Source organism: Pseudomonadota bacterium (assembly GCA_039196715.1).
Taxonomy (GTDB): Bacteria; Pseudomonadota; Gammaproteobacteria; order CALCKW01; family CALCKW01; genus CALCKW01.
This window is the reverse complement of record JBCCUP010000034.1, coordinates 1-24,945: the sequence shown is the minus strand read 5'-3', so window position 1 is coordinate 24,945 and position 24,945 is coordinate 1. Positions and strand designations below refer to the sequence as shown.

Genomic DNA, 24,945 nt, shown 5'->3' with positions numbered 1-24,945 from the left:
GTGTCGGGTGGACGGAGTGTGGCCTGCACGGCAGGGCAGGGCAAGCACTGTCCGAACCGCGCACGGCCGCACTGCAGTACACTGTGCGGTCACCCTACAGCCCGAGACACGGACAGCGAGAGCCCACATGGTCAAGGTGTTGATTCCGTCGGGCGCGCTCGGCATCGGCTGCGATCCGGCCGCGTTGGCGGCGGGCGTGGCGGCCGGGCCCGACATCATCGCGATCGACGGCGGTTCGACTGACAGTGGGCCGCACTACCTCGGCACCGGCACGAGCAAGTACGCGCGCTCCACGATCAAGGCCGAGTGGTCGGCGCTGATGGCGGCCCGCTCCGAGGCCGGCGTGCCGCTCGTCATCGGCACCGCCGGCACGTCTGGTGCCGACAGCGCGGTCGACTGGCTGGTCGACATCACGCGTGAGATTGCCGCGGAGCGGGGAACGCACGAGCGGGTCGCGGTGCTCAAGTGCGGGCAGGCCCCGAGAGACATCGCCGCCGCGATGCGTGACGGGCGTGTGACCGCGCTGCCCGGCGCGCCTGCGGTGACGCCCGAGACCGTTGAAAACTGCACGAACGTGGTGGCGCTGGCCGGTGCGGAAGCGGTGCAGGCGGCGATCGCAACCGGGGCCGACATCGTCATCGCAGGCCGCACGACCGACACGGCGCTGATCGCCGCGTTGCCGCTGGCGCGTGGCTGCCACGCCGGTGGTGCGTGGCACGGCGCGAAGATCGGCGAGTGCGGTGCGCTGGCGACCACCCACCCGGACACCGGCACGGTGATGATCCACTTCGACGACAGCGGCTTCACGCTCACGCCGATGGCCGCCGAGGCCGCAGCCACGCCGCACACGGTCTCGGCTCACATGCTCTACGAGAACAGCAACCCGCTCAGATTGTACGAACCGGGTGGCTACCTGGACGTGAGCCAGGCGCGGTATTCGACCGTCGATGCGCGCAGTGTGCGGGTCGAGGGCAGCGTGTGGGTGCCGACCGCGCCCTACACGGTGAAACTCGAAGGCGCCCGCGTGGCGGGCTTCCAGACCGCGTCGCTGGTGCTGGTGCGGGACGCGCGCTACGTGCAGCAGATCGACGACTGGACGGCGCGCATCGAGCGCACCGTGCAAGCGCGTTTGGCGGCGCGTGGCCTCACTGGTGTGGAGCTGCAACTGCGCGTCATCGGGCGTGACGCGACCCTCGGTGCGCTCGAGACCCGTCGCAGCGACGTGCACGAAATCGGCGTGCTGGCGATTGTCACGGCAGCTGATCAGGCGACCGCCACCGATGTCGCCAAGGCGGTGAACCCGCTGCTGTTGCACTGCCCGTTGACGGACGACGAGCCGATGCCCACCTTTGCCTTTCCCTTCTCGCCGCCCGAAATGGCGCGCGGTGCGGTCCACGAATTCTGTCTGCACCACGTGCTCGCGCTCGCCGACCCCATGGCGGCCTTCGACCTTGAGGTGATCGCATTGTGACCATGCCACTTCGTGTCGCCGATGTGGCGGCGTCCGTGCGCAGCAAGAACGCTGGCCCGTTCTGGCTCACCATCGATGTGTTCTTCGCCAGCCAGGACGCGTTTGAACAGGTGCGGGACGGGCTTGACACCGAAGCCGTTGCCGCACGCTACGGCACGGTTGCCGACCGCGTCGAGCGCTACGTGCTCGATGACCTGCGGGTGATCAAGTTCAGCCTGCCGCGGCCGGCGGTTCAGGGCACGCTTGGCGATCGCGACATGCACGGCGCCGGTTTCGCCAGTCTGCTCGCCGAGATGCAATTACAGCACGTGCTGTGACCCCCTTGCCGTGCGGCAAGGGAGCAGCCAGACAGCGTCATGCACACCGGTGTCAGTCGGATCGGTGTCATCGCCGCGAAACCGTGCCGTCGCCACGACGTGTTCTTCGGCAGCTACGCAAAAAGGCGCCACTGGCAGACCGCGGTGTGGCGATGTCCTGACAGCACGTCAAGCGCATTCGCGCTAAGTGTTCGAGCACCCGTTTCCGCACCGTCGGACCCGGGCATGGCGCACAGGTCGCTGGATGTTCTAGTGCGAATGAAATGGCCTGTTCGGCTTTGAAGCAGAGGCCCTGTCCCACTGGGGTGGACTGACGCTCGTCGGCCCGCCTGACGCCGGCATCCGCAGTGCGAGTGCGTCGGCCGGCGCGCGGAACGGCCGAGACAGGCATTGCAATGTGGTGCCCCGCTTGCGAAATTGTAGCAACGCGTGTAACCCGGCAGGTGCTTCATGGCCGAACTCACTGAAACGGTTTCCTTGTCGCCGGCCAAGGCGGAGTTTTCGGACGCGCTGTCTCAGGCTGCCGTTCTTGTCTTCGACGACGAACCCGGGATTCGAAATTTTCTGGCCAAGGTGTTGACCGGGAATTGTGGCCGCGTCGACGTCACCGAAGACACGCGAAGTGCGTCGCGGCTGCTCGATGAAAACGCCTATGACGTGATTGTCCTGGACAACATCATGCCGGACAAGACCGGTCTGGACTGGCTCGTGGAGCAGCGGCAGATCGGTTTGTTCAGCGATGCCATTCTGATCACGGCGCACGCTGACCTCGACACCGCGATTCAAGCGATTCGGGCCGGCGCGAGCGATTTTCTGCTCAAACCGTTTCGCAGCAACCAGGTCCTCAACGCCATTTCGCACAGCCTGGAGCGGGCGCGTCTGAGGCGTCAGAACTCGGTGTTGCGGCACGAGCTTGAATCGGGCAGGGATATCCTCAAGAACCGGGATGCCCTGCTCGGCACCTCGGCGGAGATTCAACAGGTCCGGCAGTCCATCCAGCGGGCGGCCAAAACCGCTGCCAATGTGGTCATTCGGGGCGAAGTCGGCTCCGGAAAGCAAGTGGCCGCACGGATGCTGCACGCGTCGTCGGCGAGGTCTGCACACCCTTTTGTGTGGCTGCATTGCTACGGCATGGAGGAAGACGCCTTCAAGGAGCGGCTGTTCGGGCGTCTTGAAACCCAACTCGATGGCTCGGTGGTGCGTCAGGATGGGATCTTGCAGAGCGCGGCAGGCGGCACCTTGTACCTCGAAGACGTCGACATGCTGTCGCTGAATTGCCAACACGTGCTCGCCGAACTGCTGGTTACCGGGCGGTTCAGCCCGATGGGCGCAAGTCGCAGCGTGGAGCTCGATGTGCGTATCGTGAGTTCCGTCACGCGACGCCTGTCCGACATGACCAAAGACAATGTCTTTCGGCTCGAGCTCTTCTACTTGTTGACCGTGGTGGAGATCGTTCAGCCGCCGTTGCGTGAGAGGCACGAAGATGTGCTCGAACTGATCACCTATTTTGCCGAGGCGCTCGCGGCACGAATGGGCGTGGTGTTACCCGAGTTTACGGCGTTGGCGCGGCGGCGTTTTCTGTCACACGACTGGCCCGGCAATGTCATGGAGCTGCGCAACGCGGTCGAGCGCGCGCTGATCCGCGGCAGTTTCGAAGACGCCCTTGAACCGGCAGCCGGTGAACTCGAGACCGAGCGTCTCGCCGCCGTTGAACAGCGTCACATTCTCGCCATGCTGGAGGCGTGTGACGGCAATCGGGCGGAAGCAGCAAGGCGGCTCGGCGTGGCGCGCAAGACCATCGACCGTAAATGCAAGTCGTGGGGCTTGTAGCGCATGCGGTCTGTCCGCTGGCGACTTCTGCTGATCGCACTGCTGCCGCTCGTTGTGCTGCTGCCGCTGTTGTTCGGTGTCACCATGTTGCGCTGGATCAACCGGTTCGACGATTTGCTGATTGCCAAGGTTGCGAGCGATCTGCGCGTGGCGGAGCAGTACTTCGACAGCATCGAAGCCACGCAAGCTGCAGCGGTGACAGCGGTTGCCCGATCCGTCGGTTTCAGCCGGGCAGTCGAGCAGGGTGACGCTGCACTGGACGCCTTTCTGGGCGCGGAGCGTGCGAGGCTCGGTTTGGATTTCCTTGTCTGGGCCTCGCTGACTGACGGCAGCTTGCCGGAGCCGCTGCGTGCGGTGGCCAGCGTGTCGGCAAGCGACGGACCAGCGGGCCAGCTTGTGCTGCTCGATGCCGATGACATTGCGACGGTGTCCGAGGCGTTGCTACCACAGGCGCGGATCGTCTTGGTGCCGACCGAGGCCGCTCGAACAATCACGCGGGACGTCGAGACTCGGGGGATGTTCGCCCTGGCGGCTCAGACAGCGAGTGATGGGCAGAGGGCGCTGATTGGTGGACGGTTGTTGAACCGCAACCTCGACTTCATCGACACCATGAACGCGCTGGTCTACCGTGACGCGACAGGTGAGATATCGCGCATCGGCACCACGACACTGTTCCTGGACGATGTGCGAATTTCGACCAATGTACGCTTGTTCGAAGGGTCCAGGGCGCTCGGCACACGGGTGTCCGAGGTCGTCTGGCAAAAGGTCATGGTGACCGGCGAGACGTGGCTCGATCGCGCTTTCGTGGTCAACAACTGGTACATCTCGGGATACCTGCCGTTGACCAATGTCTCGGGCCAGCGCATCGGCATGTTGTATACCGGCTTTCTCGAGACCCCCTTCACTGCGCAGCGCGATGCCACGGTGTTGACGCTGATCGCCGCATTCGTGGCGGTCGTCGGGCTGTCCGTGCCGCTGTTTCTCTGGCTCGCGCGAGGTGTATTCGCCCCGTTGGAACAGATGACGGCGACCATGGCGCGGGCCGAATCGGGCGATCTGAATGCCAGGATCGGCACCGTGTCGGAGAAGAACGAGATCGGTGCGGTCGCGCGTCACCTCGACCGCTTGCTCGATCAGGTCGAGGAGCGCGATGCAGCGTTGCGAGGCTACGCCGACAACCTGAATGTGCTCGTGGAGCAGCGGACGGAAGAACTCAAGGAGGCCAACAGCAAGTTGGAATCCACCTTTGCACAGTTGGTGATGTCGGAAAAGCTGGCCTCGATCGGTGAGATCACTGCAGGGGTCGCGCACGAAATCAACAACCCGGTCGCAGTGATACAGGGGAACCTCGAAGTGATCCGCATGGGCTTGAGCCAGTCTCAGTTGCAGGAACTGCAGACCGAACTGGACCTCGTCGATGCCCAAACCCACCGAATCAACATCATTGTCGGCAAGCTGCTCAATTTCACCCGCCCCGACGAGATGTCGGATCTGACAACCTTGGTCGATGCGTCGCAAGCCGTGGATGACGCGCTAATCCTGGTGGCCCCGGACCTGCGCAAGCACGCGATCGAAACCGAGGTGAGCCACGTGGCCAGCCCGCGTTTCAGAATCGTGGAGACCGAAGTTCAGCAGGTTATCGTCAACCTTGCCATCAACGCGGCCCAAGCCATGGGTACCGGGGGAAAGCTGTCCATCCGAACCGGACCAGCCGAACGTGACGGTGTACCCGGCACGGAGATTTGCGTCGAAGACAACGGTCCCGGTATTCCGGCCCACCTGATTGATCACGTTTTCGATCCGTTCATGACCAGCAAGCTCGGCAAGGGTACAGGTCTTGGCTTGTCTATCAGTCAGGCACTCGTCACGCGCGTGGGCGGGTTGATCAGTATCGACTCGCAGGCGGGCAGCGGTGCGGCGTTCAAGGTGTGGTTCCCCGGCGAGGACAACTCGTCCCAGTGAGCTGCACCGGAGGCTGCAAAAGTGGACATTTTGTCCGTCCGGCATCCTGAACTGCCACGCACTGTGGGACTTTGTGACCTTTACAAGCCTGTCTCAAATTTTATAAGCCATTGATATAAAAGAAATTATCTGTTGACAAGGCCGGTGCCAAGGCATTTAGATGCACGGGGCTAGTACAAGGCTGCGCACACCGGTTACCTCGGATGCGTGCGCTCTAGTCAGTGGGGCCTTGTTCGGCAGCAAGCGGGTGAATCGCGGCACACCTTCGACACGCGCAGTGCACGGCAGACGCAGGACAGGCTGACGGGTGCGATCCACGTTGCCGGGCGTGCACGGTGGACTCGGTTCTCGAGCCGACTCAGCTGTGGCGCCGTGCTCAGCGCTTCATCCGCGAACGAACCGAGTGAATCAAGGGAGAAATACACTGTGAAATTGAAACGTATCAGGCGCGCTCTGGCGGCGGCGGTGACGGTGGTGGCCACGTTCGCAACCGTGGTACCTGTGGCATCAGTCGCGGCCGAAACGCAGTACTTCCCGGTGGCGAGCAGCCGGGTCGGACCGTACTCTGCCATGGGTACCGGTTACTACGGTGCTCAAATCGACTACATGAACTACGTCAACCTGAACGGTGGCGTGAACGGCGTCATGTTGGATTGGCAGGAGTGCGAGACGGAGTACAACGCCGTCAAGACTGTCGAGTGTTATCAGCGTCTTCTGGAGAAGGACGGACAACGTATCGTCGTGTTCGACACGCTTGGTACGCCGGGCGCGTACGCGGTCATCAATCGCATGGCTGACGACAACGTGGTGCTGGCGCAATACGGCTACGGTCGAACCGATGCCGCCGACGGCCGCGTGTGGCCTTGGGTGTTCAACGCCGCTTCGCACTATTGGTCGCAGATCGCCGTGAAAATGAAGTTCATGGCAGAACAGGAAGGCGGCATCGACAACATGAACGGCAAGAAGATCGTGCACCTGCACATCGACAGTGCCTACGGTCGTGAGCCCTTGCCTGCGATGCGCGCGATTGCCGAGGATTGGGGCGTGGAGTTGGTGGAGATCTCCATTCCCCCGCCCGGTCTTGAACAACAGTCGCAGTGGTTGCAGATCCGCAAGGAACGGCCGGACTGGGTCACGTTCTGGGGCGCAGGTTCCGGCATGAACTCGACCGCCATGACCAATGCGGCGCGAGTCGGCTTTCCGCGCAACCGCATGATCTACGTGACGTTTGGCGCAGCGGAGGAGGACATGTTTCCCGCAGGTGCCGCCGCTGAAGGCACCTACGCCATGGCCAACGCACTGCCCGGCGATCAGTTTCCTCTGGTGAAAGCGATCAAGGAGCAGGTCTATGACGCGGGCAATGGCAACCTGGCTGAGGAAAGCCGGATCGGGACCGTGTACTGGAACCGCGGACTGGGTGCGGCTGTGACCTACATCGAGGCACTGCGTCTCGCCCAGGAGATGCACGGCAAAGTGGGTAAAGCCGTGACCGGCGCAGAGTTTCGCGACGGTTACGAGAGCCTGGTCATGGACGATGCCCGCCTTGAGGAAATCGGCATCAAGGGCATGATCGCACCGTTCTCGATCTCCTGTGAGAACCACGAAGGGGCGGGCAAGTTCGCCATGATGCAATGGGACGGTGACAAGTTCGAGCAAGTGACCGACTGGGAAGCACCGCTCGACCCGGCCTACATTCGCGGTCTCGTTGAAGCGTCGGCGGCGAAATTCGCGGGTGAGAACGGCATCACGCCGAAGGAGTGCTGAGCGCACTGTCGGCGTTCGGCGCCACCTGAGCAAGTCGGCACCCGACGAATGCGTCGGGTGCCGATTTCCTGCGAGAACATGGACACGGCAACCACCCCATGAATGACACCGACAACATCCTCGAGATCGACAAGATCGAGGTCATCTACGACAACGTCATTGCCGCCTTGCACGACGTCTCGCTGAGCGTGCCACGCGGTACGATCGTCGCCCTTTTGGGCGGCAATGGCGCGGGCAAGAGCACGACGCTCAAGGCGATTTCCACGATGCTGGCCGGTGAGCGCGGCAAGGTAACCAAAGGCGCAATCACCTACGACGGCGAGGCTGTCACCAACCAGGACCCGGCCGATATGGTCGGTCGGGGATTGGTACAGGTGCTCGAAGGAAGACGTTGCTTCGGCCACCTGACCGTCGAGGAGAACATCATCGCTGGCGCGTACTCCCGCAAATTGAGCAAGGCGGATATCCGCGATGAACTCGACAAGATCTACACCTACTTCAAGCGCCTGAAAGACCGGCGAAAGAGCCAGGCGGGCTTCACCTCGGGCGGTGAGCAGCAGATGGTTGCTGTCGCACGCGCCATGATGGCCAAACCCAAGATGTTGTTGCTCGATGAACCGTCGATGGGGTTGGCTCCGCAATTGGTCGCGGAGATTTTCAACATCGTCAACGAGCTCAACCAAAAAGAAGGGGTCAGCATATTGCTGGCCGAGCAAAATACCAATGTGGCACTTCGAAACGCCGACTACGGCTACATCATCGAAACCGGCCATGTGATGTTGCACGGTACCGCCGACAGTTTGTTGAATGACGAGAAGGTCAAGGAGCTTTATCTCGGTATTTCCAAGGAGGGACGAAAGAACTTTCGCGATGTGCTGCGTGAAGAGAGCGAGCAGCACGCCGGCATAAACAACTGAGGCGGACTGAGGGAAAACAGACCATGCTGGACACGAGATCATTCCCGATCGGCGCCCCGATTCTGGAAGTCGACAACGTTTCACTGAGTTTTGGTGGTGTCAAGGCGATTACAGACACCTCATTCAAGGTGCTTCAACACGAGATCAAGGCGATCATCGGGCCCAACGGTGCCGGCAAATCATCGCTCTTGAACTGCATCAACGGCATCTACAAGCCACAAGACGGCAGTATCTCCTTCAAGGGCGAACGGCTGGTCAGGATCAACCCGAACGCCATCGCCGAGAAAGGCATTTCACGAACGTTTCAGAACCTGGCGTTGTTCAAACGCATGTCGGTGCTCGACAACATCCTTGTCGGCAGAAAACTCCACATGCATTCGCATTTTCTCGCTGTCGCCCTCCAGCTGCCCTCGGCGCGTGAGGAGGAGAGAGTCAACGTGGCGCGTTGCGAGGAAATCATCGAGTTTCTCGAGATCACGGACATTCGTGACACCCCAGTCGGCAAATTGCCTTACGGCTTGCAAAAGAAAGTGGAGCTTGGGCGCGCATTGGCAACAGAAGCACAGGTCCTGCTGCTCGACGAGCCGATGGCGGGTATGAACGTCGAAGAGAAACGCGAGATGTGTCGCTTCATTCTCAAGGTCAATGACGAGTTGGGGACAACGATCGTGTTGATCGAACACGACATGGGCGTCGTCATGGACATATCCGACAATGTCGTCGTGCTCGACTACGGCAAGATCATCGGCGACGGTCCGCCGGACGAAATTCGGAACAACCAGGATGTGATCGACGCCTATCTGGGGGTGGCGCATGACTGACTTTCTGTTTTTCATCGAGGTCGTTGTAGCCGGTCTGCTGGCCGGAACGATGTACTCGCTCGTGGCCTTGGGTTTCGTGCTGATCTACAAGGCGTCTTCAACGTTCAACTTTGCGCAAGGCGCCATGGTGTTCTTCGCGGTGCTGTCTTTTGTCGGGTTCATGGAGCTGGGACTGCCGTTTGTGGTGGCCTTCTTCGTGACCATCGCGCTGATGGCGTTGGTCGGCTTGGCGACAGAGCGCTTCGTGTTGAAGCCATTGCGCAACGAGAGCGAGGACACCTTGCTGATGGCCACCATCGGGCTCGGCTTCGTTCTTGAGGGCCTTGCGCAGGCCGCCTGGGGTGTCGAAGTGCGGCGGCTGGATCTCGGCATTGGCGATTTTCCCATCCAGTGGATCATTGACACGACAGGACTGTTCATATCGGCGCTCGATCTCACTGCCGGCCTGGTTGCCGCGGTGTTGATCATCGCCCTCGCTCTGCTGTTCAAGTACACCAAGATGGGGCTCGGCTTACGTGCGGTTGCTGACGACCCGGGGGCCGCCAGTTCCATTGGTATCCCGCTGAGCAGCATCATGCTGCTGGTGTGGACGTCAGCGGGCATTGTCGCGCTGGTCGCCGGCATGATGTGGGGCGCGCGCGCAGGGGTTCAGTTCGCACTGGTCGATCTCGCGCTCAAGGCACTGCCCGTGCTGATCATCGGCGGCTTCTCGTCGATTCCCGGCGCGATCGTTGGCGGCCTCATCATTGGCGCGACCGAGAAGGTGCTCGAGGTCTACATCGGCCCGTACTTCGGTGGTGCGATAGAAGGCTGGGCGCCTTTTGTTCTCGCGATCTTCTTTCTGCTGTGGCGGCCCGAGGGACTGTTCGGCGAGAAGATCATCAGGCGCGTATAAGGAGAGTTGGACATGCGAGCTTCACCCGTTTTCATGAGCTACACGCGGGGCGATCTGTCAAACCTCGTGGTGTTGATGGTCCTGGGCTTTGCGGTCATACCGATGATCGTGCAGACCTACTACTGGTATTCGTCCATTCTGATTCCCTGGTTGTGCCTGTCGCTGGCCGCCATTGGACAGCAGATCGTCATGGGGTACGCGGGACAACTCGCCCTCGGTGCGGCGGGCTTCATGGCAGCTGGAGCGTTTGCGCTGTTCAACCTCGAGCTGCGGTTGCCGTTTCTCGGTTTTCCGATCAACCTGATGCTGTCGGGTCTGGTGGCGGCGGCGTTCGGCATCCTGTTCGGACTGCCGTCGCTGCGAGTGCGTGGCATCTACCTGATGGTGGCGACCCTGGCATCGCAGTTCTTCATCATCTGGATGATCGACAAGTTCGGTTGGTTCAAGAACTACGACACGTCCGGCATCATCACCGCGCAGGATATCGTGATCCTCGGCACGGAATTCACTTCTCCGCTCGAGATGTACCTGGTGGTCCTGGTCGTGGTGACGATCATGACATTCCTCGCAGTCAACATGACACGCGGCAGCACGGGTCGAAACTGGATGGCCGTTCGCGACATGGACATTGCTGCCGAGAGCATGGGGATCTCGCTGTTGAAGACGAAGTTGCAGGCCTTTGCGATCTCGGCGTTCTTCTGCGGCGTGGCCGGTGCGCTTTTCGCGTTCACCTATCTGAAGTCGATGGAGCCCGTGGCCTTCGACATCAAGCTCAGTTTCCGCATTCTGTTCATGGTGATCCTGGGTGGCCTGGGCACGATCAACGGGGCGTTTATCGGCGCGGCTTTCATTCTGCTGTTTCCGGTGGTTCTCAATACCCTGGGCAACGATATCTTCCACGGGATGATCGATGCCACCATCATCTCGTCGATCGAGCTTGTGGTATTCGGACTGCTGATCATTGTGTTCATGATCTACGAGCCGCTCGGCATGGCCAAGCTGTGGTCCAATCTCAAAGCCCGTTTCACCGCGCGACGGTCATCCGGGCACGGTGTTGCAAGGCCGCAAAAAAGCAGTTGAGGATCAGTGATGGACCGACGTATGAAACTGGTTTTGGCGTTGATTGCCGGCATTGTCATCGGGCTGTTTTTCGACAACGACTTCAGTGCGTTCCTCAGCGTCGAGTAGACCTGGCGAACAGGTACGGCTCGAGGTGGGGAGCCCGGGCACCTTGTGTGTGCCAGGGTCCCACGTCGACCATCAGGGGAGGGAGCTACGCGGTCGTCCCTGTGACGGACCACGTGAGACGTCGCAGAGGTGACGGACCACGGGTGATGGATTACATGTGACGGACCACGTGGTCCGTCACACGGGCGACTTCACGGTTACCGCCGCTTCTCACGCGGCACAGGGAGGCGCGGGTGCCTGTCAAGGCCCCGCTTCGCACCAAGTGCGGTTATCCGCGGGCGAGTCGTCGGTCAGCGCCCGACCGCTGCCAGAGACACGTCGGGCGCCTTCTCGACCCGCACCGCCGAGAACTTGAACTCCGGAATCTTGCCAAACGGGTCGAGTGCCGGATTGGTGAGAATATTGGCTGCCGCTTCGACGTAGGCGAAGGGCAGGAACACGTTGCCCTCCGCCACAGCGCGGTCAGCGCGCACCATGACACTGACGCTGCCACGCCGTGTTGTCAGTTGCGCGTAGTCGCCGGGCTCAAGCCCCAATTCGCGCAGGCTGCGTGGGTGCATCGAGCAGTTTGCCTCGGGTTCCACAGAGTCGAGCACCTTCGACCGGCGCGTCATCGAGCCGGTGTGCCAATGCTCGAGCTGACGACCGGTGATCAGCACGAACGGGTATTCGGTGTCCGGCTTCTCGTCCGGTGGGATCACGTTGGCTGGCGTGAACTTCGCGCGTCCATCCGGACGCGGGAAGCCTTCGACGAACACGATCGACTGGCCGGGGTCTTCGGGGCTGAGCGAGGGGTAGGTGACGGCGGTTTTCTCCAACCGCTCCCACGTGATGTTGTCGAGCGAAGACATGTTGAGCTTCATCTCGGCGAACACCTCGGACGGGTGCGTGTAGTGCCAGTTCAAGCCCAGCCGCTTGGCCAGCTCCACTTCGATCCACCAGTCCTCTTTCGCGTCACCCGGAGGCGGTGTAACAGGCCGACCCATCTGAACCTGCCGGTTGGTGTTGGTCACGGTGCCGGATTTTTCATACCAGGCCGAGGACGGCAGGATGACATCAGCGAAATTGGCCGTTTCGGTCAGGAAGATGTCCTGTACGACCAGGTGTTCCAACTTGGCGAGGGCGTCGCGTGCGTGGTCTGCATCCGGGTCCGACATGGCCGGGTTCTCGCCGAGGATGTACATGCTGCGGATGTCGCCTGCGTGTATCGCATCCATGATCTCGACCACGGTGAGGCCCTTCTGGTTCGAGAAATCCCCGGACTGCCAGACGTCGGTGAAAGCCGAGCGCACGCCGTCGTCCATCACGCTCTGGTAGTCCGGCAGGAACATCGGAATCAGTCCGGCATCGGAGGCGCCCTGGACGTTGTTCTGTCCGCGTAGCGGGTGCAGTCCGGCGCCCGGCCGACCCACTTGTCCGCACATCAGTGCCAGCGAAATCAGGCAGCGTGAATTGTCGGTGCCGTGAATGTGCTGGGAGACGCCCATGCCCCAGAAGATCATCGCCGCGTTGGCACCGGCAAATGTGCGCGCGACGTCGCGCAGAACGTGTGCCTCGATGCCGCAGATCGGCGCCATCTTCTCGGGTGAGAATCCCTTGAGATGCGTCTTCATTGCATCCCAGTTTTCGGTCATGGCCTGAATGTACTGACGATCGTAGAGTTTCTCCTCGACGATCGTGTGCATGATCGCGTTGAGCATCGAGACGTCGGCGCCAGGCTTGAATTGCAGCATGTGGCTGGCAAACCGCTTGAGCCCGTGCCCGCGCGGATCCATGACGATGAGTTTGCCGCCGCGCTTTGTGAACTGTTTGAAGTAGGTCGCCGCGACGGGGTGGTTTTCGAGCGGGTTGCAGCCGATCGCGATCGCGACGTCGGCATTCTCGATTTCGTTGAACGTGGCCGACACGGCACCGGACCCGACGTTTTCCAGCAACGCCGCTACCGAAGACGCGTGGCACAGGCGGGTGCAGTGGTCCACGTTGTTGTGGCCAAAGCCCTGGCGGATGAGTTTCTGGAAGAGGTAGGCCTCTTCGTTCGAGCACTTTGCCGAGCCGAAGCCGGCGATGTAGGTGGGTTTCTGCGCGCGCAGCTTCGCCATGCCGCCGGCGGCGAAATCGAGCGCCTCGTCCCAGCTCGCTTCACGAAAGTGCGTCTGCCAGTTGGCCGGGTCGACGTTCAACCCCTTGGCCGGCGCGTCGGTGCGGCGGATCAGCGGCTTGGTCAGGCGGTGCGGGTGGTGGATGTAGTCGAAGCCGAAGCGTCCCTTCACGCACAGGCGGTTTTCGTTGGCGGGGCCATCGATGCCCTCGACGTACTTGATCTTGTCGTCCTTGACCTTGAAGCTGATCTGGCAACCGACCCCGCAGTAGGGGCACACGCTCTTCACTTCGCGGTCGAAATCCTTGCTGTCGCCGGCCTGCTGCGCGTCCAACACTGTGGCGGGCATCAGGGCACCGGTCGGACAGGCTTGAACGCACTCGCCACACGCCACACACGAGGATGCACCCATCGGGTCGTCCTGATCGAAGACGACTTTCGATGTGGCTCCGCGGCCCGCCATGCCGATAACGTCGTTGACCTGAACGTCGCGGCAGGCGCGCACGCAGAGGTTGCAGTTGATGCAGGCGTCGAGGTTGACGCGCATGGCGACGTGGCTGGCATCGAGGAGGGGGACGTGCTCCGGTTGTTTCGACGGGAACCGACTCTCGCTGACGCCGTTGAGGGCAGCCATATCCCAAAAATGCGACGAGGCGTCGTGCTTGATCTCGGGTTGGTCTGCGACCAACAGCTCGAGCACCATTTCACGCGACTTTCTGGCGCGTTCAGATTCGGTTCGGACCACCATGCCTTCAGAAACCGTGCGGATGCACGACGCGACCAGGGTGCGTTCGCCCTCGACCTCTACCATGCACGCGCGGCAGTTGCCGTCGGGTGTGTAGCCCTTGGCGGGCTTGTGGCACAGGTGGGGGATTTTCTGACCGCGAGATCGAGCGGCTTCCCAGAGCGTGGTGCCCTGCGGCACGCTGACTTCTTCGCCGTCCAGCGTGATCGTGATCAAGTTGACCTGCGCATTCTGGAGCATGTCAGATCTCCTCCCCGAAGTGTTTCATCATCGAGCGGATGGGGTTCGACGCCGCTTGCCCCAAGCCGCAGATCGACGCGTCGCCCATGACCTGACACAGGTCGGTGAGCAGGTCCTGATCCCAGCTCGGTGCCTGCATCAGTTTAACGGCTTTCTCGCAGCCTGCCCGGCACGGCGTGCACTGTCCACAGCTCTCTTTCTCGAAGAATCGCAGCATGTTGAGCGCCGCAACCTTTGCGCTGTCCTGATCGGACAGGACCACCACCGCTGCCGAGCCGATAAACGTGCCCAGCGGTTGCAACGTGTCGAAATCGAGTGGGACGTCATCGATGGAAGCCGGCAGAAGACCCGAGGAGGGGCCGCCGGGTTGGTACGCCTTGAACGCGTGCCCGTCCAGCATGCCGCCGCAGGCGTCGATGATGTCGAGAATGGTCGACCCGGCGGGCAGAAGGTGCACGCCCGGGCGCTTCACGCGTCCGGAAACCGAATAGCTGCGCAAGCCCTTGCGGCCGTTTTTCTCGGTGCTGGACAGCACTTCGGGCCCCTCGCGGCAGACCCGCGCAACCCAGAGCAGCGTCTCGATGTTGTGCACCAGGGTCGGGCGTCCGAAGATGCCGACCTGCGCAACGAACGGCGGTCGGTGTCGCGGCAGGCCGCGTTTGCCTTCGATGCTCTCGATCATGGCACTCTCTTCGCCGCAGATGTACGCACCCGCGCCACGCCGCAGGTCGATGTATCCGGGTGCGACGATGCCGGCGTCCTCCAGCGCGTCGATTTCGCGCAACAAGATTTCGCGCACCACCGGGTATTCGTCGCGCAGGTAAATGAAGGCCTTGTCTGCCTCCACTGCCCAGGCGGCAATCAGCATGCCTTCAAGGAAGAGGTGCGGCGTGCGTTCGAGATAGTAGCGGTCCTTGAAGGTGCCAGGCTCGCCCTCATCCCCGTTCACCGCGAGGTAGCGCGGTCCCGGATTGGCCCTGACGAAACCCCACTTTTTGCCCGAGGGGAAACCCGCGCCGCCCAGTCCCCTGAGGCCGCTGTCGAGCACGGACGCCTGGACCGCCTCCCAATCGCCGTGGTCGCGCAGCGCTGCAAGCTGCGTGTAACCGCCGCTCGCGCAGTACGCCTCGAACGCCTCGTATTCGGGCACGTGCGGGTGGGTCTCGCCGGCCTCGATCGCTGCCGAGACTTTCTCGGGCGTGGCGTGGTCGATGTGGTTGTGGCCGAGCTCGAGTACGGGTGCGGTGTCGCAGCGCCCCATGCACGGCGCACGCAGCACCCGGATCTCGGCCGGGTCGAGGTTGTCTGCGAGCGCTTTGGCGAGCTGGTCGGCACCCGCCATCTCGCAGGAGAGCGAGTCGCAGACACGGATCGTCAGCGCCGGGGGCGGTGTGTCGTCCTCGCGCACCACGTCGAAGTGGGCGTAAAAGGTCGCGACCTCGTAGACCTCGGTCTGCGCGAGCCGCAGCTCACCGGCCAACGCAGCAATATGGTCAGCCGACAAATGCCCATAGGCGTCCTGGATCAGGTGCAGGAATTCGATCAACAGGTCGCGGTTTCGGGGGCGATCCGCCAGCAGCTCGGAGACCTCCTGCAAGGCCCGATCGCTGCTCTGGCGGCCTTTGGGCTGCTTGCGGGACTTGCCGGTGCCCTTTTTCTTCCAGATGCCGCCCTGGACGGGGTTGACCGCCATGTTGTCACCCGTGAGGTGCAGATGTGTCCCCGTATTTTACATCAGATAAATTGACTCTCAATCAGTTGAAATTGATGTAATCATCATTTTTCCTTATTGAATTTCCCCGCAACAGGCGCGCAGCGCGTCGACCGCTGGGGCGCCCAGCTCCCGTGCCCGGGTCATGAGGCAGACCGCCATGTCCAGCTCGGGTGCCACCAGCGCGCGCGCCGTGAGGCTGGTCATGCGCGCAAAGGTGCCGCCGAGGTGCTCTGGAACGATGGTCGCGTGCGCGCCCTCCCTTGCCAGTGCAACCGACGCAAAGAAGCCACTCGACTCGACCGTCACTTTCGGGCTCAATCCCTGATCGCGAAACACCTTGTCGATGATTTGCCGGTTCTGCATGCCGGGCGCCAGCAGGCAGAGCGGAATGGTCGCGGCCTCGGCCCACGTGACCGTGTCACTGGTGGCCTTGAGCAGGTCTTCGTGCGCGAGCAGGAGGTAGCGCTCCTGGTAGAGCGGGTCGATGCAGTGCAGCGTGTTGCTGAGCGCGTCACTGTAGATGAAGCCGGCGTCGAACTGGCCTGTGTCCACGCCGTGCTGTACACCCAACGCGGTCGCAGTGTGCAGTGTGACGGCGAGGTTGGGGTGTCGGGACTGAAGCGCCTTGATCGCTTTGACGGCGTACACCACGGCCGTGGGTATGGCTCCGATGGCGAGTGAACCGGCGATGTCGCCTTGCGCGGAGCGGATATCCTGCTCGATCGACTTGAGGTCATCCATGATCTTGTAGGCGCGTCGCAGCAGGGCTTCACCCTCGGCCGTGAAGCCCTGGAACCGGTTGCCGCGCTTCACCAGTGCGACACTGAGATTGTCCTCGATCTTTCGCAGCCGCATTGAAAAGGCCGGCTGGGACACCCCACAGTCCTCCGCTGCACGGGCGAAGTGCTTGCGCCGTGCAAGGGCGGTGAGAAACTCCAGGTCTCTGAGGTTGAGCATGTCCGGGTCCATGTCCGTGGGAGTGGCAGCATGCGGGTGCAGTCGACGCCGTGCAGGCCGATCTGCTGAGGTGCGGCGGGTCAAACCCGGGGTGCGCTCCAGCAGTCTCAGCGGTGTTGGCGGTGGGTGCTCGGGCACCGCGCACGCGCAGGGACGCCGCGACAGGATGCCTCATGGCAGGCTGCTGGTCGACGGCCGAACGGGCACGCCACCTGCCAACAGCGTGTCCCGCAGCGCGTGGTGTGGCACGGCACGGAACTGACGGAGGCTCCTGGCCTCGGCACGTCCGACACACGGCGCTGCGTGCGGGCACCCGATCCAGTGAGCGCGGCCCGCGCACCGGTTGTCGATGGTGTGATGGGGATGGCCCTCGCGGTGGTGCGGCCAGCGCGGTCGGCTTGCGCCCGATCCGACCCCGCCAACGGGTCGTGAACCGGGTTTCAACCAATGGCCACTTGGCGGTGCAGATGCGTGCGGACGGCAATTCCTGTCTCCACGAGAAACCCTTGAAAACGTGGTAGAATTAGCGGTTTGACGTCGCGTGCTGACGAGCCGCCCTAGCGGCGCGTCGACACGCCCCGCGGGCCGTACGGTCGCGCGCTGCCCTGACCCTGGAAAACAGCATCAGATGGTTGATTTTGCGAAGGAAGTTGTCCCGGTAAATCTCGAGGACGAGATGCGCACGTCCTACCTCGACTACGCCATGAGCGTGATCGTGGGGCGCGCGTTGCCCGACGTGCGCGACGGGCTCAAGCCGGTGCACCGGCGGGTGCTGTACTCGATGCACGAGCAGGGCAACGATTACAACAAGCCCTACCGCAAGTCGGCCCGCGTCGTCGGTGATGTCATGGGTAAGTACCACCCGCACGGCGACTCGGCAATCTACGACACCATGGTGCGCATGGCCCAGCCCTTTGCGATGCGGGCGCTGCTGATCGACGGGCAGGGCAATTTCGGCTCGGTCGACGGCGACAACCCGGCCGCGATGCGGTACACCGAAGTGCGCATGACGCGGATCGCGCACGAGATGCTGGCGGACATCGACAAGGAAACCGTCGACTTCGCGCCGAACTACGACGAGTCCGAGAGCGAGCCGACGGTGCTGCCGGCGCGGGTCCCGAACCTGCTGGTCAACGGCTCGGCCGGCATTGCCGTCGGCATGGCGACCAACATCCCACCGCACAACCTCGGCGAGGTGGTTGACGCCACCCTGGCAGTGCTGGACCGACCCGACATCGACGTCATCGAGCTCATGAAAGCGCACCTGCCGGGCCCGGATTTCCCGACCGCCGGCATCATCAACGGCGCCGCAGGCATCCGCCAGGCCTACCTGACAGGACGCGGCCGCATTTACATGCGCGGCACCACCGAGATCGAGGTCGACAAGAAGACCGGCCGCGAGTCGATCATCATCACCGAGTTGCCGTACCAGGTGAACAAGGCGCGGCTGATCGAGAAGATCGCCGAGCTGGTCAAGGAAAAGAAAATCGACGGCATCGCCTCGGACGGCTTGCGCGACGAGTCCGACAAGGACGGCATGCGGGTGGTGATCGACCTGCGTCGCGGCGAATCCGCTGACGTGATGATCAACAACCTCTACAAGCAGACGCAGCTCCAGTCGGTGTTCGGCATCAACATGGTGGCGCTCGAGGACGGCCAGCCGCGGCTGCTGAACCTCAAGCAGGTGCTCGAGGCCTTTGTCCGGCACCGCCGCGAGGTCGTGACCCGCCGCACCATCTACGAGCTGCGCAAGGCACGCGAGCGCGCCCACGTGCTCGAAGGGCTGACGGTCGCGCTTGAGAACATTGACGAGATCATCGAGTTGATCAAGGCTTCGGCCAATGCCGCCGAGGCGCGCGCGGCGCTGGTGGCACGTGCGTGGCGCCCGGGTGCCGTGGTTGGCATGCTCGAGCGCGCCGGTGCGGGTGCCTCCCGTCCGGATGGCCTGGGCGAGCAGTACGGGCTGATTGACGGTGCCTACCACCTGTCCGAGCCGCAGGCGCGCGCCATCCTCGACATGCAGTTGCACCGCCTGACCGGACTGGAGCAGGAAAAGATCGTCAGCGAGTACAGCGAGATCCTGGATCGGATCGCCGAGCTGATGCTGATTCTCACCAGCCCCGACCGCCTGCGCGAAGTCATCCGTGAAGAGCTCGAAGCGATCCGCGAGCAGTACGCCGATGCGCGTCGCACCGTGATCCAGACGAGCTACGAAGACCTCGGCGTCGAGGACCTGATCGACGAGGAAGACCTCGTGGTGACGCTCTCGCACGCGGGTTACGCGAAGTCGCAGCCGCTCTCCGACTACGCGACGCAACGCCGCGGCGGGCGTGGCAAATCCGCGACCCAGATGAAGGAAGAGGACTTCGTCGACAAACTGTTCGTGGCCAGCACCCACGACACGCTGCTGTGCTTCACCAGCCGCGGCAAAGTCTACTGGAAGAAGGTCTACGAGCTGCCGATGGCGAGCCGCGGTTCGCGTGGACGCCCGATCGTCAACCTGCTGCCGCTCGAAGCCGGCGAGCGGATCAACGCAGTGCTGGCGGTGCGCGAGTACAGCGAGGATCAGTACGTCTTCTTCTGCACGCGCAACGGTGTGGTCAAGAAGACCCGCCTCGATGCGTTCTCCCGGCCGCGCACCGCCGGGATCATCGCGATCGACCTGCGCCTGGACGACGAGCTCGTCGACGTCGCGCTGACCGACGGGCAGCGTGACGTGATGCTGATCGCCTCGGGCGGACGCGCGATGCGCTTCAACGAGAGCACGGTGCGCGAGATGGGCCGGACGGCCGCCGGGGTCCGCGGTATCCGCATCCCCGAGACGCAGCGCGTGGTCGCGCTGCTCGTGATGCAGGACGGCAAGACCGTGTTGACCGCAACCGACAACGGGTACGGCAAGCGCACGCCGGTCGAGGAGTACCCGGCCAAGGGCCGTGCGGGGCAGGGGGTCATCGACATCAAGACCTCCGAGCGCAACGGCGAAGTGATCGGGGCGCAGCTTGTCTCGGACGACGACGAAATCATGCTGATCTCGAACGGCGGCACCTTGGTGCGCACGTCGGTCGGCGAGGTCTCGACGCTTGGGCGCAACACCCAGGGCGTGCGGCTGATCCGCCTTGACGACGGCGACACCCTGGCCCAGGTTGAGCGCGTTGACGCGCTCGAGGACGACGCCGACGCCGACGCCGCGCTCGACGACGACAGCGACGCGGGCACTGAACCCGCGACTGACGCCAGCGGTGATGCGGCCGCTGGTGATGCTGACCAGGGTGACGCCGAGCCGCCCACCGACGCGAGCTGACCCGTGCGCCCGCACAATTTCAGCGCGGGCCCGGCCGGTTTGCCCGAGGCGGTGCTCGAGCGGGCACGCGCCGAGCTGCTCGACTTTCGCGGCAGCGGCGCGTCGGTCATGGAGCTCAGCCACCGTGGCCCGGTGTTCATGCAGCTGGTCGAGGAGATCGAGGCGCGCCTGCGCGCCCTGATGGCGGTGCCGGACGAGTACGCGGTGCTCTTCTTTCAGGGCGGTGCGACGCTGCAGTTCTCGACGCTGGTCTGGAATCTCATCGGCGATGCGGACGGGGGTGACTACGTGGTCACGGGCCTCTGGTCCGACAAGGCGCAGCGTGTCGCGTCGGCGCTCTGCGAAGCGCGCGTTGCCTGCTCGACCCAGCGACCGGACGGCGGCTTCGACCGCGTGCCGGCGCCCGCGGACATCGACATCGACCCGGACGCGGCCTGGCTGCACTACTGCCCGAACGAGACCGTGCACGGCATCGAGTTCCCCTACGTGCCGGACGCCGGCGCGGTGCCCTTGGTCGCCGACTACTCGTCGAGCATCCTGTCGCAACCGGTCGACGTGTCGCGCTTCGGGGTCCTCTACGCCGGTGCGCAGAAGAACCTCGGACCGGCCGGGATCACGTTGGTGATCGTGCGGCGTGACCTGATCCGGCCGCCCACGCCCGGGACCCCCGCGATACTGAGCTACGCGGGCCAAGCCGGGCGCGACTCGATGTTGAACACCCCGCCAACCTTTGCCTGGTATCTGCTGGGTCTGGTGTTGGAATGGGTGGAAGAGCAGGGCGGTGCCGAGGCGATGGCAACGCGCAGCCAACGCAAGGCCGACACCCTGTACAGCGCGATCGACGCGAGTAACTACTACACCAACGCGGTCGCGCTCGACAGCCGATCGCGCGTCAACGTCACCTTCGACCTCGCCGAACCCGAGCGCGTCGGGGCCTTCGTCGCGGCGGCCGAGTCGGCGGGCTTGCTGGCACTCAAGGGGCACAGCGCGGTCGGTGGCTTGCGCGCGTCGCTGTACAACGCGGTCAGCCAACAGGCGGTCGACGATCTGGTGGCTTTCATGACTGAATTCGAACGAACCCGGGGTTGAGCGATGGCAGAAGACACTCTCGCTGAGGTGCGCGTCGCGATCGACCGCATCGACAAGGCCATCCTGCAGTTGCTGCGTGAGCGCGCCCAGTGCGCCGAGCGCGTGGCCGAAATCAAACTGGCAAGCGACGCCGATGCGGTGTTCTACCGCCCGGAACGCGAGGCCCAGATCCTCGCGCGCATCGCGCGTGACAACCCCGGTCCCTTGCCGGACCGCTCGGTCCAGGCCATCTACAAGGAAATCATCTCCTCGTGCCTGGCGCTCGAGCAGGTGCTTCAGGTTGCGTGTCTCGGCCCGGCCGGCGGCTTCACCGACATCGCGGCACGCCGTCACTTCGGCCATGGGCCGGAGCTGCAGCCGCTCGCCTCGATCGAAGACGTGTTCCGCCAGGTCGAGAGTGGCCGGGCACGCTACGGCGTGGTGCCGCTCGAGGACTCGCGCGACGGCGGCAGCAGCCACGTCGTCGACTTCTTGTGCGACTCGCCGCTGTACCTGTGCGGCGAAATTGTTCAACCCCTGCAGCACAGCCTGATCGGTGCCGACCAGCCGCTCGACGCGGTGCAGAAGGTGGTTGGTCACCCGCAGTCCCTCGCGGCGTGCCGGCGCTTTCTCGACACCCACCTGCCGCAGGCCGAGCGCGAACAAACCGTGAGCACCGGGCTGGCGGTGCAGTGCGCGCAGCAGCAGCCCGACTGCGCGGCGGTGGCGCCCGAGGCGGCGGCCAAGGGGGCGGCCAAGGGGGCGGCAATGGCCACCCTTGCGCGCGACATCGACGATCAGGCGCCCGAGGCGGCACGCTACCTGGTGCTGGGCGACCGCGAGATCGAGCCCAGCGGCCACGACGTCACCAGCGTGATCCTCTCCTTCGACAACCGGCCGGGCGCGCTGCACCGGGTGCTGACCCCGCTGGCCGAGAGTGGACTCGACATGATCAACATCAGCTCCCGCCGGGTTGCCTCCAGCGCCTGGCGTGACGTGTTCTTCCTCGACATCGGCGGCCACGCCCAGGAACCGGCCGTGGCGGCCGTGCTCGATGAGCTGCGCCGCAACGTGCTCAATTTTCGCGTCGCCGGTGCCTACCCCAAGGCGATGCACCCATGAACCGCGTGCCGGACCTGAACGATCGCTCGCTGGTGATCGTCGGCGTCGGGCTGATTGGCGCGTCCCTCGGGCTCGCGTTGAAAGCGGCCGGCCACCGTGGCGAGATCGTCGGCACGTCGCGCAGCTCGGAGACGCTCGAGACGGCACTGACACTCGGTGTGGTCGACCGCGTCGAGGCCGAGCTGACCGACGCGGTGCGCGACGCGGCGATGGTCGTGCTGACGACGCCCATGCTGGCCATGCCCCCGCTGCTGCAGGCCCTGGCAACGGCGGCGCCGGCCGACGCGGTGATCACCGACGGCGGCAGCGTGAAATCCAGTTTCGTCGACGCGGCGCGCGACGCCTTCGCCGACAGCCTGTGGCGCGTCGTGCCGGGCCACCCGATCGCGGGCCGTGAACACAGCGGCGTCGAGGCCGGCGAGGCCGACCTCTACGCCGGGCGCCGCGTGATCCTGACGCCCCTGGCCGAGAGTGACGACCGCGCCGTTGCCGCCGTGCAACGCGTCTGGCAGGCCTGCGGTGCCGAGGTGGTGTCGCTGCCGGTCGAGCGCCATGACGGCTTGCTTGCGGCCACCAGCCACCTGCCGCACTACGCCGCCTTCGCGCTGGTGGACATGCTCGCTGCGCGTGCCGACCGGGATGACATTTTCCGCTTTGCCGCGGGTGGATTCCGCGACTTCACCCGCGTGGCGTCCTCCGACCCGACCATGTGGCGGGACATCGCGTTGTGCAACCGCGATGCGATCGTCGGCGAGCTCGATGCCTACGTCGACGCGCTCTCACAGCTGCGCGACCGCGTGGCCGCGGGCGACGGCGATGCCCTGTCCGGGCTCTTCACCCGGGCGCGTGACGCACGCAACGCCTGGTTGAACGAGCTTGACGACACCCAGGAGCCATCCGAATGAGCGGCTACCCCGCGACCCTGACGCTCGCGCCCGTACAGCGCCTGACCGGCACCGTGCGGGTGCCGGGTTCCAAGAGCCTGTCCAACCGGGCGCTGCTGCTCGCCGCGCTGGCAGCGGGTGAGACGACCCTGACCGGGCTGCTCGACTCCGACGACGTGCGCCACATGCTGGCGGCGCTGCGTGCCCTCGGGGTCAACTGGACCGCGGGCGACGACTGCACGGTCACCGTCGAGGGCACCGGCGGGCGCCTGCCTCACGTGCAGGGCGAGCTCTTTCTCGGCAACGCCGGCACCGCGGTGCGCACCCTGGTGGCGGCACTCGCCCTGCAAGGAGCGGACCCGGGCCAGAGTGTGGCGATCCGCGGCATTGAACGGATGCACGAGCGGCCGATCGGCGACCTCGTCGACGCCGTGCGCGCGCTCGGCGCCGACGTGCGCTACCTCGGTGCCGAGGGTTACCCACCGCTCGCGATCGGGCCGCGCGGTGACACCGAGGCGGCGCGGGTGACCGTGCGTGGCTCGGTGTCGAGCCAGTTTACCACCGGCCTGCTGCAAGCGGCGCCGCTGTTGCCGAACGGGCTCACGATCGACATCGACGGCGAGCTGATCTCCAAGCCCTACGTCGACATGACCGTCGCGCTGATGCGCCGCTTCGGCGTGACCGTCGCGCCAACGGCCAACGGCTTTCAGGTCGCCGCCGGGCAGCGCTACGCCGCGCCCGGCCGGTGCGCGGTGGAGGGTGATGCCTCCTCGGCAAGTTACTTCCTCGCGGCGGGCCTGCTCGGACAGGGCCCCGTGACGGTGCAGGGTGTCGGCAACGCCTCGCTTCAGGGCGACGTGGCCTTTGCCCGTCACCTGGCGGAGTTCGGCGCCGACGTGCGCATCGACGCCGATGAGATCCATGTTCAGCGCAACGGGTCTATTCCCGCTTTTGATGGGGATTTCAACGACATACCCGACGCCGCGATGACTTTTGCGGTGGTTGCAATGTTCGCCGACGGCCCGTGCACGCTGCGCAACATCGCCAGCTGGCGGGTCAAGGAGACCGACCGCATCCACGCCATGGCAACCGAGCTCGCCAAGTTCGGCACCCGGGTCGAGCAGGGCGAGGACTGGTTGCGGGTCTGGCCGTGTCCGTCGCCAGCACCCGGGGTGGCAGTCGACACCTACGATGACCACCGCATCGCGATGTGTTTCTCGCTGGTCGCCTGTGCCGGCGTGTCGGTCACAATCAACGACCCGGGCTGCGTGGCCAAGACCTTCCCGGGCTACTTCACGGCCTTCGATCGCTTGCGGGAGGCGGCTGCGTGACTGACACCGCACCGACCATCACGATCGACGGGCCGGGTGGCTCGGGCAAGGGGACGGTGTCGCGCATTGTTGCGGGCAGGCTCGGCTTTCACCTGCTCGACAGCGGCGCGTTGTACCGCGTCACCGCGCTGGCGTGCGAAAAACACGGGGTTTCGGTCGAAAACGCTGACGCCGCCGCGGCGGTGGCGTCAACCATGCAAGTGAGTTTCGAGGTGCTCGGGGACCGCACCGGGGTGGCTTTGGACGGCGTCGACGTCAGCGATGACATCCCCTTGGAGCGCACTGGTGGGCTGGCCTCGCAGGTGGCGGCGCACCCCGGT

At 64.1% G+C, this 24,945-nt stretch carries 18 protein-coding genes; 15 read left to right on the top strand and 3 right to left on the bottom strand.

Annotated elements, in window-relative coordinates:
* The first annotated feature begins 127 nt into the window (after window positions 1–127).
* The 9 genes from AAGA11_12810 (at window position 128) to AAGA11_12770 (ending at window position 11,057) form a co-directional block, all read left to right on the top strand.
* The gene (locus AAGA11_12810; protein ID MEM9603739.1) at window positions 128–1,471 is read left to right on the top strand and encodes an acyclic terpene utilization AtuA family protein; all 1,344 of its coding nucleotides are present in this window, start codon (window positions 128–130) and stop codon (window positions 1,469–1,471) included.
* Between the two features lie 2 nt (window positions 1,472–1,473).
* Window positions 1,474–1,788 carry a DUF4387 family protein gene (locus AAGA11_12805; protein MEM9603738.1) on the top strand — a complete coding sequence of 105 codons (315 nt, stop codon included), beginning with the start codon at window positions 1,474–1,476 and terminating at the stop codon, window positions 1,786–1,788.
* Window positions 1,789–2,238: 450 nt separating this feature from the next.
* A complete protein-coding gene (locus AAGA11_12800; protein ID MEM9603737.1) occupies window positions 2,239–3,618 on the top strand; it encodes a sigma-54 dependent transcriptional regulator in 1,380 nt (459 codons plus the stop codon).
* Between the two features lie 3 nt (window positions 3,619–3,621).
* On the top strand, window positions 3,622–5,580 hold the full coding sequence (locus AAGA11_12795) for a cache domain-containing protein (GenBank protein ID MEM9603736.1): 1,959 nt from the start codon (window positions 3,622–3,624) through the stop codon (window positions 5,578–5,580).
* Window positions 5,581–6,006: 426 nt separating this feature from the next.
* A complete protein-coding gene (locus tag AAGA11_12790) occupies window positions 6,007–7,344 on the top strand; it encodes an ABC transporter substrate-binding protein (GenBank protein MEM9603735.1) in 1,338 nt (445 codons plus the stop codon).
* Between the two features lie 98 nt (window positions 7,345–7,442).
* Window positions 7,443–8,261, top strand: a complete 819-nt coding sequence (locus tag AAGA11_12785) for an ABC transporter ATP-binding protein (GenBank protein MEM9603734.1) — start codon at window positions 7,443–7,445, stop codon at window positions 8,259–8,261.
* 23 nt (window positions 8,262–8,284) lie between these two features.
* A complete protein-coding gene (locus tag AAGA11_12780; protein ID MEM9603733.1) occupies window positions 8,285–9,082 on the top strand; it encodes an ABC transporter ATP-binding protein in 798 nt (265 codons plus the stop codon).
* Window positions 9,075–9,977: a branched-chain amino acid ABC transporter permease gene (locus AAGA11_12775; GenBank protein MEM9603732.1), complete on the top strand. Its 903-nt coding sequence runs from the start codon at window positions 9,075–9,077 to the stop codon at window positions 9,975–9,977. The genes AAGA11_12780 and AAGA11_12775 overlap by 8 nt, the downstream gene beginning before the upstream one ends.
* Before the next feature lie 12 nt (window positions 9,978–9,989).
* Window positions 9,990–11,057 carry a branched-chain amino acid ABC transporter permease gene (locus AAGA11_12770; GenBank protein ID MEM9603731.1) on the top strand — a complete coding sequence of 356 codons (1,068 nt, stop codon included), beginning with the start codon at window positions 9,990–9,992 and terminating at the stop codon, window positions 11,055–11,057.
* Between the two features lie 398 nt (window positions 11,058–11,455).
* Here AAGA11_12770 and fdhF read toward each other — a convergent pair whose 3' ends face one another.
* From fdhF to AAGA11_12755, 3 genes are all read right to left on the bottom strand, one after another.
* Entirely contained in the window at window positions 11,456–14,248 is a 2,793-nt protein-coding gene (fdhF, locus tag AAGA11_12765; protein MEM9603730.1) for a formate dehydrogenase subunit alpha, read from the bottom strand.
* A gap of 1 nt (window position 14,249) precedes the next feature.
* A complete protein-coding gene (locus AAGA11_12760) occupies window positions 14,250–15,941 on the bottom strand; it encodes an NAD(P)H-dependent oxidoreductase subunit E (protein MEM9603729.1) in 1,692 nt (563 codons plus the stop codon).
* Window positions 15,942–16,034: 93 nt separating this feature from the next.
* Entirely contained in the window at window positions 16,035–16,919 is an 885-nt protein-coding gene (locus AAGA11_12755) for a LysR family transcriptional regulator (GenBank protein MEM9603728.1), read from the bottom strand.
* Window positions 16,920–17,547: 628 nt separating this feature from the next.
* Here AAGA11_12755 and gyrA point away from each other — a divergent pair.
* From gyrA to AAGA11_12725, 6 genes are all read left to right on the top strand, one after another.
* Window positions 17,548–20,220, top strand: coding sequence for a DNA gyrase subunit A (gyrA, locus tag AAGA11_12750; protein ID MEM9603727.1), 2,673 nt, complete (start codon window positions 17,548–17,550; stop codon window positions 20,218–20,220).
* A 3-nt stretch (window positions 20,221–20,223) separates the two neighbouring features.
* Window positions 20,224–21,309, top strand: coding sequence for a 3-phosphoserine/phosphohydroxythreonine transaminase (serC, locus tag AAGA11_12745; protein ID MEM9603726.1), 1,086 nt, complete (start codon window positions 20,224–20,226; stop codon window positions 21,307–21,309).
* A gap of 3 nt (window positions 21,310–21,312) precedes the next feature.
* Window positions 21,313–22,410: a chorismate mutase gene (pheA, locus tag AAGA11_12740; GenBank protein ID MEM9603725.1), complete on the top strand. Its 1,098-nt coding sequence runs from the start codon at window positions 21,313–21,315 to the stop codon at window positions 22,408–22,410.
* Window positions 22,407–23,315: a prephenate dehydrogenase/arogenate dehydrogenase family protein gene (locus tag AAGA11_12735; GenBank protein MEM9603724.1), complete on the top strand. Its 909-nt coding sequence runs from the start codon at window positions 22,407–22,409 to the stop codon at window positions 23,313–23,315. Before pheA ends, AAGA11_12735 begins: the two co-directional genes overlap by 4 nt.
* On the top strand, window positions 23,312–24,625 hold the full coding sequence (gene aroA, locus AAGA11_12730; GenBank protein ID MEM9603723.1) for a 3-phosphoshikimate 1-carboxyvinyltransferase: 1,314 nt from the start codon (window positions 23,312–23,314) through the stop codon (window positions 24,623–24,625). The genes AAGA11_12735 and aroA overlap by 4 nt, the downstream gene beginning before the upstream one ends.
* The coding region (locus AAGA11_12725) for a (d)CMP kinase (GenBank protein MEM9603722.1) at window positions 24,622–24,945 on the top strand (324 nt) is incomplete at its 3' end. The genes aroA and AAGA11_12725, both read left to right, overlap by 4 nt.

Excerpts from the sequence above, each read along its gene's own strand:
- AAGA11_12775 (MEM9603732.1), top strand. The coding sequence starts at position 9,075 with ATGACTGACTTTCTGTTTTTCATCGAGGTCGTTGTAGCCGGTCTGCTG.
- AAGA11_12800 (MEM9603737.1), top strand. The coding sequence starts at position 2,239 with ATGGCCGAACTCACTGAAACGGTTTCCTTGTCGCCGGCCAAGGCGGAG.
- pheA (MEM9603725.1), top strand. The coding sequence starts at position 21,313 with ATGGCAGAAGACACTCTCGCTGAGGTGCGCGTCGCGATCGACCGCATC.
- fdhF (MEM9603730.1), bottom strand. The coding sequence starts at position 14,248 with ATGCTCCAGAATGCGCAGGTCAACTTGATCACGATCACGCTGGACGGC.
- AAGA11_12735 (MEM9603724.1), top strand. The coding sequence starts at position 22,407 with ATGAACCGCGTGCCGGACCTGAACGATCGCTCGCTGGTGATCGTCGGC.
- AAGA11_12795 (MEM9603736.1), top strand. The coding sequence starts at position 3,622 with ATGCGGTCTGTCCGCTGGCGACTTCTGCTGATCGCACTGCTGCCGCTC.
- AAGA11_12785 (MEM9603734.1), top strand. The coding sequence starts at position 7,443 with ATGAATGACACCGACAACATCCTCGAGATCGACAAGATCGAGGTCATC.
- gyrA (MEM9603727.1), top strand. The coding sequence starts at position 17,548 with ATGGTTGATTTTGCGAAGGAAGTTGTCCCGGTAAATCTCGAGGACGAG.
- AAGA11_12805 (MEM9603738.1), top strand. The coding sequence starts at position 1,474 with ATGCCACTTCGTGTCGCCGATGTGGCGGCGTCCGTGCGCAGCAAGAAC.
- AAGA11_12810 (MEM9603739.1), top strand. The coding sequence starts at position 128 with ATGGTCAAGGTGTTGATTCCGTCGGGCGCGCTCGGCATCGGCTGCGAT.
- aroA (MEM9603723.1), top strand. The coding sequence starts at position 23,312 with ATGAGCGGCTACCCCGCGACCCTGACGCTCGCGCCCGTACAGCGCCTG.
- AAGA11_12770 (MEM9603731.1), top strand. The coding sequence starts at position 9,990 with ATGCGAGCTTCACCCGTTTTCATGAGCTACACGCGGGGCGATCTGTCA.
- AAGA11_12755 (MEM9603728.1), bottom strand. The coding sequence starts at position 16,919 with ATGCTCAACCTCAGAGACCTGGAGTTTCTCACCGCCCTTGCACGGCGC.
- AAGA11_12760 (MEM9603729.1), bottom strand. The coding sequence starts at position 15,941 with ATGGCGGTCAACCCCGTCCAGGGCGGCATCTGGAAGAAAAAGGGCACC.
- AAGA11_12780 (MEM9603733.1), top strand. The coding sequence starts at position 8,285 with ATGCTGGACACGAGATCATTCCCGATCGGCGCCCCGATTCTGGAAGTC.